Source organism: Vibrio rhodolitus (genome assembly GCF_003350325.1).
In the GTDB taxonomy this organism is placed as follows: Bacteria; Pseudomonadota; Gammaproteobacteria; order Enterobacterales; family Vibrionaceae; genus Vibrio; species Vibrio rhodolitus.
On sequence record NZ_QLYZ01000019.1, the window covers coordinates 1 to 13,304 of the forward strand.

Annotated in this window: 11 protein-coding genes and 1 pseudogene; 7 read left to right on the plus strand and 5 right to left on the minus strand. The window is 45.2% G+C overall.

All coding sequences use genetic code 11. From position 1 onward, the window contains the following. Positions 1 to 160, minus strand: a pseudogene (locus DPF93_RS16165) (IS3 family transposase); the annotation flags it as partial. 100 nt (positions 161 to 260) lie between these two features. Further along, the gene (gene shyC, locus DPF93_RS16170) at positions 261 to 1,547 is read right to left on the minus strand and encodes a peptidoglycan DD-endopeptidase ShyC (RefSeq protein ID WP_114767155.1); all 1,287 of its coding nucleotides are present in this window, start codon (positions 1,545 to 1,547) and stop codon (positions 261 to 263) included. Positions 1,548 to 1,675: 128 nt separating this feature from the next. Between shyC and tyrS the strand changes: the two genes are divergently transcribed. Together tyrS and DPF93_RS16180 are read left to right on the plus strand one after the other, a co-directional pair. Further along, complete coding sequence (gene tyrS, locus DPF93_RS16175) at positions 1,676 to 2,863, plus strand: tyrosine--tRNA ligase (protein WP_114767156.1); 1,188 nt, start codon at positions 1,676 to 1,678, stop codon at positions 2,861 to 2,863. Between the two features lie 407 nt (positions 2,864 to 3,270). Further along, positions 3,271 to 4,116, plus strand: coding sequence for a magnesium transporter (locus tag DPF93_RS16180; protein WP_114767157.1), 846 nt, complete (start codon positions 3,271 to 3,273; stop codon positions 4,114 to 4,116). Here DPF93_RS16180 and dacB read toward each other — a convergent pair. Then, a complete protein-coding gene (gene dacB / locus DPF93_RS16185; protein WP_114767158.1) occupies positions 4,095 to 5,528 on the minus strand; it encodes a serine-type D-Ala-D-Ala carboxypeptidase in 1,434 nt (477 codons plus the stop codon). The two genes, DPF93_RS16180 and dacB, sit on opposite strands and share 22 nt — an antisense overlap. Positions 5,529 to 5,628: 100 nt before the next feature. After that, on the minus strand, positions 5,629 to 6,690 hold the full coding sequence (locus DPF93_RS16190) for a porin (RefSeq protein ID WP_114767159.1): 1,062 nt from the start codon (positions 6,688 to 6,690) through the stop codon (positions 5,629 to 5,631). Between the two features lie 526 nt (positions 6,691 to 7,216). On the opposite strand from DPF93_RS16190, the gene greA reads away from it, so the two are divergent. Next, positions 7,217 to 7,690: a transcription elongation factor GreA gene (gene greA, locus DPF93_RS16195; RefSeq protein WP_114767160.1), complete on the plus strand. Its 474-nt coding sequence runs from the start codon at positions 7,217 to 7,219 to the stop codon at positions 7,688 to 7,690. Positions 7,691 to 7,758: 68 nt separating this feature from the next. On the opposite strand, the gene yhbY is transcribed toward greA, so the two are convergent. Then, positions 7,759 to 8,055: a ribosome assembly RNA-binding protein YhbY gene (gene yhbY, locus DPF93_RS16200; RefSeq protein ID WP_114767161.1), complete on the minus strand. Its 297-nt coding sequence runs from the start codon at positions 8,053 to 8,055 to the stop codon at positions 7,759 to 7,761. Between the two features lie 139 nt (positions 8,056 to 8,194). Between yhbY and rlmE the strand changes: the two genes are divergently transcribed. The 4 genes from rlmE to glmM all read left to right on the plus strand — a co-directional run bounded on the left by rlmE (position 8,195) and on the right by glmM (position 13,159). After that, complete coding sequence (gene rlmE, locus DPF93_RS16205; RefSeq protein WP_114767162.1) at positions 8,195 to 8,824, plus strand: 23S rRNA (uridine(2552)-2'-O)-methyltransferase RlmE; 630 nt, start codon at positions 8,195 to 8,197, stop codon at positions 8,822 to 8,824. A 107-nt stretch (positions 8,825 to 8,931) separates the two neighbouring features. Continuing rightward, the gene (gene ftsH, locus DPF93_RS16210; RefSeq protein WP_164675383.1) at positions 8,932 to 10,905 is read left to right on the plus strand and encodes an ATP-dependent zinc metalloprotease FtsH; all 1,974 of its coding nucleotides are present in this window, start codon (positions 8,932 to 8,934) and stop codon (positions 10,903 to 10,905) included. A 63-nt stretch (positions 10,906 to 10,968) separates the two neighbouring features. Beyond that, entirely contained in the window at positions 10,969 to 11,799 is an 831-nt protein-coding gene (folP, locus tag DPF93_RS16215; RefSeq protein WP_114767164.1) for a dihydropteroate synthase, read from the plus strand. Positions 11,800 to 11,818: 19 nt separating this feature from the next. Next, positions 11,819 to 13,159, plus strand: coding sequence for a phosphoglucosamine mutase (gene glmM, locus DPF93_RS16220; RefSeq protein WP_114767165.1), 1,341 nt, complete (start codon positions 11,819 to 11,821; stop codon positions 13,157 to 13,159). Positions 13,160 to 13,304: the final 145 nt, after the last annotated feature.

Below are 13,304 nucleotides of genomic sequence, written 5' to 3' on the forward strand. Positions count from 1 at the left end.
CGTGTTTTCGGAGCCACACTAATACTGTAGAACAACCTTGTATGCCGTACTTCTCTTGAGCCTGTTTATAAGTCAGTTCACCTCTTTCAACTTGGTCAACGACATCCAATTTAAAAGCGAGTGAATAGTCACGTTGGGTTCGTCTAGCTGCTGATTTCATAACACTCTCCAATTTTCTGATTGGGTTGTGTCAACCTTATTTAGGACGGGTCATTACCAATAAAAAAAGCGCTGATTAATCAGCGCTTTTTCTTTGGGTTTTAGTTGTAAGCCAGTAGTTCTCGGTAGCGTTCAAGCTTTTTCAAACGTATCTCTGCGTTCGCCATAAAGGTTTGTTTGGCTTTGCCGGTCAGAGATTTCGATTGCGGCAATTTTACTGTGCGAGCATTTTTATGTACGCCATTTACCAAAAACTCGTAGTGCAAGTGTGGTCCGGTTACGCGACCTGTACCGCCGAGCGTGCCGATAGTTTGCCCTTGTTTCACTCGTTGCCCGGTTTTAACCATGCGGCGTTGTAAGTGCAGGTACTTGGTAATGTAGGTATTGCTGTGTTTAATAAATACATAATTCCCGTTGAACTGGTTGTAACTCGATTTTTGTACAATACCGTCACCAGCTGCCCAAATCGGTGTGCCGACTGGCGCTGCGTAATCGGTGCCACGGTGTGCACGCACTTTACCTGTTACTGGGTGGCGGCGAGTTGGGTTGAAGTTTGATGTTACGCGACGAAAATCCAATGGTGAGCGCAAGAAGGCTTTTTTCATCGCGCGACCATTTTCGTCGTAGTAGTTACCAGTTTTATCATCCAAAATCGCTTTAAAGGTGTCACCTTGGTTGGTAAATATCGCAGCGATGATTTGCCCACGATCAACCACTTCACCTTCGACCAATTTCTCTTGATATAAAATCTTAAAACTGTCGCCTTCACGAATATCGAGCGCAAAGTCGATATCCCAGCCAAAAATGCCCGCAAGCTCCATAATTTGGTTGGCGGTTAAGCCTGCGCTAATCGCTGCATTCCAAAAGTTAGAGGTAATTGATGCTTCAGCATAGTTGTACTGGTAGTCAATGTCTTTGGACTGCATTTCACCTTGGTAGTCATCACCCACTTTAGTGATGACATAGGCTTGATAAGAACTCATTGGGCGTTTGATTTGCACCAATTGATTTTCAGCATCAAAGCCAAACTCCAAAATGTCGCCGGGACGCAATTTCGTCAGTTGGTCTTTGATTTCTTTACCTGAGGTCGTCAGTTGGTAGAGCAGGCGTGATGACAGTCCAGCACGTTGAAAGACAATCGCGGCACTTTCGCCAGCGCCGACAGTGAATTTTTGCCAACTAAGTTGTGCCAAAGGAGAGCTAGGCTTGTCAGCGCTTAAGTTAGCAGGATTGATGTTCAGAGAATAAGCTTTGCCTACCTCATAGACACTCTTCTCTTGACGTAAAGAGGCTGGGTCAGGCAGTGCAAGCGCAATAGCGATTAGGACGGTAAAAAGGATAATTAAAGCTCGATGAATCCTTGGTAGCCGAGCAAAAAGAGACAACATCGTATGTCCGTATTAAAAATTCGACAAAAAAAGCTAGCTGACTAGTCTAACTGGTTTCAAAAAGCATCGCTATTCAAGTAAGATGTAAAATTATCAAATTTTTGCCAAATCTGTGGGAGTGAACAAGAATGGCGAGTATTGAAGCAGCACTGGCCGAGATTAAGCGCGGTGTAGAAGAACTGATCCCTGAAGATGAACTGATTGCAAAGCTTAAAGAGGGTCGTCCTCTGCGTATTAAGCTAGGTGCCGATCCAACAGCACCAGATATCCATCTAGGTCACACAGTGATTTTTAACAAACTGCGCACGTTCCAAGAACTTGGACACGAAGTTACTTTCCTTATTGGTGACTTTACGGCAATGGTTGGTGACCCGTCTGGTAAAAATACCACTCGTCCACCACTAAGCCGTGAGCAAGTACTGCAAAACGCAGAAACGTACAAAGAGCAGGTGTTCAAAATTCTTGATCCTGCGAAAACCACTATTTCATTCAACTCTGAGTGGCTATCTGAACTAGGCGCTGAGGGTATGATTCGTTTAGCATCGAACCAAACTGTGGCGCGTATGCTAGAACGTGACGACTTTAAAAAGCGTTACGCTGGTGGTCAGCCAATTGCTATTCATGAGTTTATGTATCCGCTGCTTCAAGGTTATGACTCAGTTGCAATGGAAACTGACGTAGAGCTTGGTGGTACTGACCAGAAGTTCAACCTGCTAATGGGGCGTGAGCTGCAAAAAGCTAATGGTCAAAAACCACAGGCAGTACTGATGATGCCTCTTCTTGTTGGTCTAGACGGCGAGAAGAAAATGTCTAAGTCAGCCAACAACTACATCGGTATTAGCGAAGCACCAAGCGAGATGTTTGGTAAGATCATGTCAATCTCTGACGATCTAATGTGGAGCTACTACGAGCTACTATCATTCCGTCCACTGGGCGAGATTGAGCAGTTTAAAGCGGATGTAGCTGAAGGTAAAAACCCACGCGACATCAAGATCCTGCTGGCTAAAGAGATCATCGCTCGCTTCCATACTGAAGCGGATGCAGATGCTGCGGAGCAAGAGTTCATCAACCGTTTCGCTAAAAACCAAATTCCTGATGATATGCCAGAGTTTGAGTTTGCAGCAGAAACGCCAGTGGCAAACCTACTGAAAGAAGCGGGTCTATGTGCTTCAACTTCTGATGCAATGCGCATGGTTAAGCAAGGCGCGGCTAAGATGGATGGTGAAAAGGTTGCTGACGCGAAATTTGCACCAGCAGCAGGCACTTACGTATTCCAAGTTGGTAAGCGTAAATTTGCTCGCATCACTATCAAATAATGATGCTTGAACCGCGATAGATAGAGCGCCGTTATCGGCGCTTTTTTTATACTTAAAATGCCTGTAATTACAGCAAACTTTTGTTATTATGCGCGCGCTGCGAGCTACGCAGCGATTTTGGAGACTTTTATGAACAATACCGACCATCCCCCTAGTATGAGGGGAGAAAAATAACCCGCTTCGGTATTGGCGTTTCCACGTTTCTACCCATCGGGTAGAGCATCTTTTTGATCCCTCTTTGATTTTTCTCCTCTCTTTTCTAGATTCCAATATAGCTATCGCAATGTTGCGAGGGTGCTTTCGTGCGCATTTTTGAATTATCTTTTTCAGCGCGCTTGTATCTAACTCATTGCTATAAATAGATATATTTGATGGTCGTTACCTTAAGCTAATCGGGAGATTCGCCCATGACGGTAATGAATAACATCTATATGGAAAACTCACCAAACTTCTCTGCGGAGGAGATTGGCGCGGCACGGAATGCCTTTTTGAAATATGAACAAACCCAGCAAGTGCATCTTTTGACTGTGATGCCACTTGAAGAAGCGGTCGCGATCTTACAGCACTGCTCTTTGGGTTATGTGCAGCAATTGATCTCTCAGCTTGAAGTCAATGGTCAAGATAAATTGGCGCGTCACTACGCACACCAGTTGGGTTTGATTTACTCTGAGGTAATGCCAAGTCAAAGTTATCTTGCGACACCGGTTATCGAGCATGTTAGACAGCGTATTGGCTGGATCATTGGTTTGGCGCTAATGGGGATCTTATCTGGGCTGATTATTGCGCAGTATGAAGATACCTTGAGTCAGCTGGTACTACTGGCGGTTTATATGCCAGTGATTGCTGCTGCAGGTGGTAATACCGGCACTCAGGCGGCGACTTTAGTCATTCGAGCCTTAGCAACGGGTGAGCTGCGTAAACGGCAATGGCTATCGGTGCTGTGGAAAGAGAGTCGGGTGGCGATCTGCCTCGCTCTGGCTATCTCAGCGGTGATTGTTGCACGAGTAATGCTTTTTAGTGAGCTAGGTAGTGCGGGCGGTTTTGAGCTTGAAACGGTAGCATTAGCCATTGCTGTCGCACTGTTTGTGCAAGTGACACTTTCTACCACGCTTGGTGGCGTGCTACCGATCTTAGCGAGAGTATGCAAACTGGACCCTGCGGTACTTGTGAGCCCAGTTTTAGCATCGATTGTGGATATTTCAGGAATGTGGATCTACTTCAGTGTGGTCAATTATTTCTTAGGACTAAACTGACTGTATTTCAGTACATCCTGATAGAACATCTGTTCGAACTGAGTAATAGGGGCGATGGTCGGTTTCTCATCGCCCTTTTGGTTTGGTAGGTAGTCGGCGACAAATTGGACAAACAAGGTCGTCGGTTGACCGGATTTATCCAGGCCAAACCCTGCCATATTGTAACTGCCGTAGACCGATCCACTCTTTGCTACTAACTGCCCTTTGATTGGCGCATTGCGCATACTGCTACGGTATTTTAATGTGCCGTTTTCACCGGATGTCGGCATCAATTGAATCAAATCTAACTTATCATCGTTTTGCCAGATGTAGCGCAGCACTGCACTCATATCTTCACTGGTAAAGCGGTTATTACGCGACAGTCCAGAGCCATCAGTGATCTTGTTGCGCTCTAAATTGATCCCCGTATTTTCCAAAATAACTTGTTTGATCGCTTCTGTGCCGTTGCTGTAACTCCCCGGTAGAGAGAAGTAGCGAGCACCGAGTGCTTTAGTTAGGTTATCGGCGATTAAGTTGTCTGACTTGCGTAGCATGACGCTAAGTAGCTCTGGCAGTTTTGCCGAGTAGTGGCTTGCTACTGGGGTAAAGTTTGATGTCCTTGAATTTGGACTGCCAACACGAATGCGTCCATCGAGTTTGATATCGAGTTGGTTTAGTAAGCTGTGTAAGGTGCGCTGGGTGTAGAGCGCAGGATCTTGTACCGCGAATTTAAGTGGTAGCGGCTTGCTGCGTTCAACTAAGCAGCCCTGGAGCTGATAGTGGTTATCTGGTGACACTTGCAATTCTAAATCACAGCGGCTTGTCTTTTGCTGCTGCTTAGAAACCGCTTTAGCGCTTGAGCTGACATAAATAGGAAAGTGCTCGGGCGCATAAACACGAGTCGAGCCATCTTTGTTGGTGTAGATGGAGGCATTAACACAGTTTTCATCCAAGCTAATAGCCGATGACGGGGCGCTATAGCAAACACCGATGATATCCCAAGGCCAGCCAATTGCACGCTCATAGCCGGTAAAAGCGCTATTATCGAGCCATAAGTCGCCACGAATATGCGTCATGCCTTGCTGTTTAGCCTGTAAGAGCAGCTGTTTTAAATCGGCTCGGGCTAAGGTCGGGTCACCACTAAAACTCACTAGCCAATCGCGCTGGTTGGTTTGCAATTGGGTTTTAAATTGAAACTCATCACCAAGGGCTAATTTTGCCGCAAGAGCGGTAACAATTTTTAGCGTGCTGGCAGGGGGAAAAAACTGCTCTCGATTTGAGGTGGTTAAATAGGGCGTATCACTATTGAGTGGTTCGATAGCAATCGCCACACGGCTCCCTTGCGGCAAGTAATCGAGCGGCGCATAAGCGTGAGATTGCAAAGAGAATATACTCGCGATGCCAGCAAGTAGGAGTGAGCGAGGTAAAAACATAACAGAACTAATTAGCCAATTGACGAGTTGTGTTTTGAGTATATAAAAAAAACGCCTGCAAGCGAGCAGGCGTTTAATGTTTGTGACTGAAAGTCAGCAATTAGAAGTCGTAACGTAGACCTAGTGCTAGTTCGTCTTCTGCATCAGCTTTAGTGATGCCTTTAGCTGCATCTTCGTCTAGCAGGTTAAAGTTGTATGATACGTAACCGCGGAAGTTTGGCTTGAAGTAGTAAGTTGCATCGATAGCGATATTGTCTGCTGCATCGTGCTTGTCGCCAGTTGTTTTGTCTTTCGCTTCTAGGTAGTTATAAGTAGTGGTAAACACAGTTTGGTTCATAGTGTACGCTGCTGCGAATTCGTAACCAGTGTTATCTACTTTTTCACCTGTTGCTTTGTCTTTATCTTGACCATCAACAAAAGTACCTGCGAAGTATAGGTCGTTGATTGAGTAAGATGCCGCTAGCATGTATTCGCTACGATCTAGTAGTAAAGTGTAGTCAGTGTCATTTGGATTGGCTTTAACAGCTTGGTTGCCGTCTGCGTAACCAGCACCTAGTTTAACGCCAGTGTCACCCAGTGCGTAGATAGCTGATAGTGAGTAACCGTCAGCATCATTATCTGTGTAACCGCCAGTTTGAGTATCGTCAATGCGGTCAGCAAAGCGGTAGCTTGCTTTTACGCCAAGGTCAGCAAATTGACCTTTGTATGAAATCATGTTGTCAGAACGGTCTGCAATAGCAATTTTGTATGCTGCAGAGTTACCGTGGTATGCCATGATATCAGTGAAGTCTGTGATTACGCCTAGTGCGCCATCGTTTTTACCGTAAGTGATTTCACCAAATGCACCGCCAAGACCAGCGTATGCGTAACGGTTAGTTAGATTGTTTGCATCTGTGTCAGTTGCGCGACCGTCGTCAGACGTTGTGAATTCACCTTCGTAGAAACCCACACCGTATAGACCATCAGTGATTTGAGCTTTACCTAGGAAGTTTAGACGTACGCGAGATTTGTCGTCAGCTTTACCATCTTTAAGAGATAGACGCGCTTCTGCACGACCACCCATTTCGATAGAGTTACCATCTTGGTTGTAGATTTCAGCAGCGTTAGCACCAGTAGCAATTGCAGCAGCTGATACTGCTAGGGCAATCAGAGTTTTGTTCATCTTTATAAATCCTAATTTATTGTCCATAAATCGTGTTATTTAGAAATGAAGCTGCATTGTCCATTAAGCTTCAATTTCTCTACTTAGTGCCACGCATACGTTTGATATTTTATAAATCAATGCGTTGTTGCCGTGGCATTTCGTGAGTCAAGTTTTACCGCCAAAGTTCCCGAGCGAGTTAGTAAAACGATATAAATTTGGATTATGAACGCTGTTTTATTGTTGGTTTTGTTTTCTTAAGTTTATGTTTTTATTGTGTATTAATGGTTTTGTTTTTAGGTTGATATATCTGGTCGGATTTTGTTTTTTTTAGTCTTTTTGAGTTAACAAAAGGCTAAGGTTTACATCTTGAGCATGGAGAAATGTGACGGAAAGTAAGAACAAAACAGACACCAATGGAATTAAGATGATTTAGCAGGCAAGTTTGTTTACACTAGAATAAATTGATGAGCGTATCGACTACCTAGTTCCTTGGAGCTGGGTAGTTTTATTTTGTCCAAAGCATGCTTTGGCTTAGAGGTATATGATGGAAAAGGTTCCAATGACAGTTGCTGGCGAGCAAAAGCTGCGCCTAGAACTTGATAGACTATTAAAGTTGCGTCCAAAAATTTCTGAAGCAATTGCTGAAGCTCGTGAACTGGGTGATCTGAAAGAAAACGCAGAATACCACGCAGCTCGTGAAGAGCAGGGCATTTGTGAAGCGCAAATTCGTGACATCGAATACAAGCTATCAGTTGCGCAAGTTATTGACGTAACGCAAATGGAAAACAGCGGTAAAATCATCTTCGGTTCGACAGTGACTTTGATCGATTGCGATACAGAAGAAGAGAAGACTTACCAAATCGTTGGTGATGACGAGGCAGATATCAAGAGCGGTCGTATTTCAGTAAGCTCGCCAATCGCTCGTGGTCTGATCGGCAAGATGGAAGGCGATGAAGTGATCATCTCAACCCCTGGTGGTGAGCGTGACTTCGAAATCGATCGCGTAGAGTACATCTAATTAATCGATATTTTACCATGCAAAAAGGTCGCCTAGGCGACCTTTTTTATTGCGGTTTAATCAAGCGATTACTTACGTGGTAGCTCGATTTTGCGCTCTTCAGTTTGACGGAAAAGAATAAGTGTTTTACCAATCACTTGTACTTTTTCTGCGCCTGTTTCACGAACGATAGCGTCAACGATCAAAACTTTTGTTTCGCGATCTTCTGATGCAATCTTAACTTTAATAAGTTCGTGGTGATCCAGTGCGATTTCAATTTCCGCTAGAACAGCTTCCGTTAGTCCGTTTGCGCCTAGAAGCACGACAGGTTTTAAGCTGTGCGCTAGGCCTTTTAGGTGCTGCTTTTGTTTGGTGCTTAGGTTCATTACGCGGCCAATTTTCTATAGAATAAGGGTTGAAAAAAGCTATTTTAACGCCATCTAATGGCAAAGACTATAATTTATTGAGCTATAGGCGCTGCCTATTACAACAATAGCTCCATATTTGTCCCTTGTTGAGATTAAAATGAGTAAACAAAAACATTCGGCCAGTTCTGGTCGTTGGTTGAAGGAACACTTCGATGATAAGTACGCGAACGAAGCCCGTAAGAAAGGCTACCGCTCACGCGCTTATTTCAAAATCGAAGAGATCCAAGCTAAAGATAAATTGTTGAAATCTGGGATGACTGTCGTCGATTTAGGTGCTGCTCCAGGTGGTTGGTCTCAATATGCTGCTAAAATAGTAGGAGAGGAAGGGCAAATCATTGCATGTGACCTTCTTCCAATGGACCCAATTGCCGGTGTGAGCTTTCTACAAGGCGACTTCCGAGACGATGCAGTACTAGAAGCACTTCTAGATAGGATCCAACCAGCAATGGTGGACGTAGTAATGTCAGACATGGCACCAAATATTGCGGGTAACAACTCGGTAGACCAGCCAAGAGCTATGTATTTAGTTGAACTAGCATTGGATATGTGTCGACAAGTTCTAGCCACAAATGGTAGCTTTGTCGTAAAAGTCTTTCAGGGAGAAGGATTTGATCAATACGTGAAAGAAGTTCGTGACATGTTTACGACTGTTAAAGTTCGTAAACCTGACTCTTCGAGAGCTCGCTCCCGAGAAGTCTTTATCGTAGCCACTGGTTACAAAGGTTAACTATTTGCTTATACAAGCAGTCGTTAACACTATAGCTACAGTCTACGAACTGTAGTACCCTACCTTTAATTACAATTAGTTATCGCGAGGCTGACACCTTGAGTGACATGGCAAAAAATTTAATTCTGTGGCTTGTTATCGCCGTAGTGTTGATGTCGGTTTTCCAGAGCTTTGGGCCAAGTGAAAACAGCGGCAGAGCGGTTGATTACACTACATTCGTACAGGAAGTTGGCCAAGGCCAGATTCAGGAAGCAACTTTTAAAGACGGCGAGATCTCATTCGTTCGTCGTGGCGGCGGTGCTAAATATGTTACCTACATGCCAGTTTACGACCAGAAGCTTCTTGATGACCTAATCAATCAAAATGTGAAAGTACAGGGCACTCCACCAGAAGAGCAAAGCCTACTTGGTACTATCTTCATCTCTTGGTTCCCAATGATCTTACTGATTGGTGTATGGATTTTCTTCATGCGTCAAATGCAAGGCGGCGGCGGTAAAGGCGCGATGTCGTTTGGTAAGAGCAAAGCTCGTATGATGAGCGAAGAGCAAATCAAAACCACGTTTGCTGACGTTGCAGGTTGTGACGAAGCAAAAGAAGACGTGAAAGAGTTGGTGGACTACCTACGCGATCCAAGCCGTTTCCAAAAGCTGGGCGGTAAGATCCCAACAGGTGTGTTGATGGTCGGTCCTCCAGGTACGGGTAAAACGCTACTTGCAAAAGCGATTGCTGGTGAAGCGAAAGTACCATTTTTCACTATTTCAGGTTCTGACTTCGTAGAAATGTTCGTCGGTGTGGGTGCATCTCGTGTGCGTGACATGTTCGAACAAGCGAAGAAAGCGGCTCCTTGTATCATCTTTATCGATGAAATCGATGCTGTAGGTCGTCAACGTGGCGCTGGTGTTGGTGGTGGTCACGATGAACGTGAGCAAACACTAAACCAAATGCTGGTTGAGATGGATGGTTTCGAAGGTAACGAAGGTATTATCGTTATCGCGGCAACCAACCGTCCAGACGTACTAGACCCTGCACTACTTCGTCCTGGTCGTTTTGACCGTCAAGTTGTGGTTGGTCTACCAGATGTTCGTGGTCGTGAGCAGATCCTTAAAGTTCACATGCGTAAAGTACCGCTAGCGGGTGATGTAGAGCCTTCTCTAATTGCACGTGGTACACCTGGTTTCTCTGGTGCTGATCTAGCTAACCTAGTAAACGAAGCGGCACTGTTTGCTGCACGTGGTAACAAGCGCAACGTTTCTATGGTTGAGTTTGAGCTAGCTAAAGACAAGATCATGATGGGTGCAGAGCGTCGTTCGATGGTTCTTTCTGAAGAAACCAAAGAATCAACGGCTTACCACGAAGCGGGTCACGCTATCGTTGGCCGTTTAGTGCCAGAGCACGATCCTGTGTACAAGGTATCTATCATCCCACGTGGTCGTGCGTTGGGTGTGACTATGTACCTACCAGAGCAAGACCGCGTAAGTATGTCTCGTCAACACCTAGAGTCGATGATTTCAAGCCTATACGGTGGTCGACTTGCTGAAGAGCTAATCTATGGTGCAGACAAAGTATCGACAGGTGCTTCAAACGATATCGAACGTGCAACTGATATTGCTCGTAAGATGGTGACGCAGTGGGGCTTCTCTGAAAAATTGGGCCCGCTACTTTACGCAGAAGACGAAGGTGAAGTGTTCTTAGGTCGCAGCGTTACGCAAACTAAGCACGTATCTGACGATACAGCTAAGTTAATCGATGATGAAGTTCGTAAGATCATCGACCGCAACTATGACCGTGCGAAGAAAATCCTAGAAGAAAACATGGATATCATGCACGCGATGAAAGATGCGCTAGTGAAATACGAAACCATCGATGCAGGTCAAATCGATGATCTGATGGAGCGTAAGGCAGACATTCGTGAACCTGCGGGTTGGGCTGACAGTCTAAGCAACAAAGATGACGACAAGCCTCAAGCGAAGCCAGAAGTGAAAGCAGAAGAAAAACCTCAGCAGCCAGAAGAGACTGTTGAGCAACCAACTTCTCAAGAAAGCACTTCAGCAGAAGCGACAGAAAAAAAAGACTCTGAATAATTCGTGACTTTTAAACAAACCCCGGGGCAACTCGGGGTTTTTGCATTTATAGCCAAGTAAGCAATGAAAATTACAGCCAACAATAAATCTCTTGATCTGACCCAAGTACATGTAATGGGCATTCTTAATGTCACTCCCGATTCATTTTCCGATGGCGGCAAGTTCAACACGATTGAAAACGCGTTACAACAAGCAGAAAAAATGATCGCAGCAGGGGTGTCGATCATCGATATTGGCGGTGAATCGACTCGACCTGGTGCGCCGGATGTCTCTTTACAAGATGAGTTAGAGCGCGTTATTCCGGTTATCAAAGCGATTCGCCAGCAGCATGATGTGTGGATCTCAATCGATACCAGTAAAGCGGAAGTGATGCGTCAAGCCGTTGAGGCCGGAGCCGATCTAATTAACGACGTGCGTTCACTGCGTGAGCCCGGCGCACTTGAGGTTGCAGCACAAGCAGGTGTACCTATCTGCCTAATGCATATGCAGGGGCAGCCAAGAACCATGCAAAGTAATCCTCACTATGACGATCTAATGCAAGAAGTGTCTGACTTTCTCCAAGAGCGCATAACCGCTTGCGAAGAAGTGGGGATTAAGCGCGAGCAGTTGATCCTCGACCCGGGCTTTGGTTTTGGTAAAACCTTGCAGCATAACTACCAGATGTTAGCTAATCTTGAAGCATTCCATCAATTTGGTTTACCTGTGCTGGCGGGGATGTCGCGCAAATCAATGTTGTTTAAGCTGTTAGATAAAACACCAGCAGAATGTGTTGCAGCCAGTGTAAGTTGCGCTACCATAGCAGCGATGAAAGGCGCGCAGATCATTCGTGTGCACGATTTTGAACAAACGCTTGATGCAGTAAAAGTAGTGAGCGCTACTTTAAACAATCAATAATTAAAACAAAGGAACCCTCATGTCTGACAAAAGACGTTATTTTGGTACCGACGGAGTTCGTGGCAAAGTTGGACAGTACCCTATTACTCCTGATTTCGTACTAAAGCTTGGCTGGGCTGCTGGTCGTGTGCTGGCAAAGCAAGGCACCAAAAAAGTAATCATCGGTAAAGATACTCGTATCTCTGGCTACATGTTGGAATCAGCTCTAGAAGCCGGTCTTGCGGCTGCGGGCTTAAAAGCGACCTTTACCGGTCCAATGCCAACACCAGCAGTGGCTTACTTAACGCAAACATTCCGTGCTGAAGCAGGGATTGTGATTTCGGCTTCACATAACCCTTACTACGACAACGGTATTAAATTCTTCTCATCAGAAGGCACTAAGCTACCAGATGAGGTTGAGCTAGCGATTGAAGCGGAACTAGACAAAGATATCGAATGTGTTGAATCCGCGCTTTTAGGTAAAGCAACGCGTCTAAACGATGCGGCTGGTCGTTATATCGAATTTTGTAAAAGTACCTTCCCTTCAGAGCTAAGCCTTGCTGGTCTTAAAATTGTTGTCGATTGTGCTCACGGCGCAACCTACCACATTGCTCCATCAGTATTCTCTGAGCTAGGCGCGGAAGTCATCGCAATGGGTGTTGAGCCAAACGGTCTTAACATCAACGACGAAGTAGGCGCGACAGATGTGCGTGCACTACAAAAACGTGTAGTTGAAGAGCAAGCTCACCTAGGTTTAGCATTTGATGGTGACGGTGACCGCATCATCATGGTTGACCACTTAGGTAACAAGGTGGATGGCGACCAAATTGCTTACATCATTGCGCGTGATGCCCTGCGTCGTGGTGAACTAAAAGGCGGTGTTGTTGGTACGCTAATGACCAACCTTGGTATGGAAAATGGTCTTAAGCAATTAGGTATTCCATTTATTCGTGCAGCGGTAGGTGACCGTTATGTAATGGAAAAACTGCTTGAGAAAGGTTGGAAGATCGGTGCTGAAAACTCAGGTCACGTGATTTTACTGGATAAAGTGACCACTGGCGATGCCATCGTTGCTGCGCTGCAAGTGCTTGCTTCGGTTGTGGGCAGTGAACTTTCACTTAACGAGCTTTCGCAAGGCATGACGCTATACCCGCAAGTACTAGAAAACGTACGTTTTAGTGGTGATTCAAACCCACTTGAAGCGCAAGCGGTAAAAGACTCTGTCATTCAAGTTGAAGCAGAACTTGGCGAGAAAGGTCGCGTGTTGCTGCGTAAGTCAGGTACTGAGCCTTTGATCCGTGTGATGGTAGAAGGCGAAGATGCAGAGCTTGTGCAAAGCTCGGCACTAAAAATTGCTGATGCAGTAAAAGCGAGCTTTTAAGCAATCGCGGGATAAGTAAGAGAGAAGTGAAGGCTTCTCTCTTGTTTTTTTGATTGAAGATTTACGAATTGCCCCTTTTTTGACCGTTTGAATCTCAAGTTGTGCTTTTTTGTCAATTTTCTCTTGTCAGTATCAGTTGGTTTCG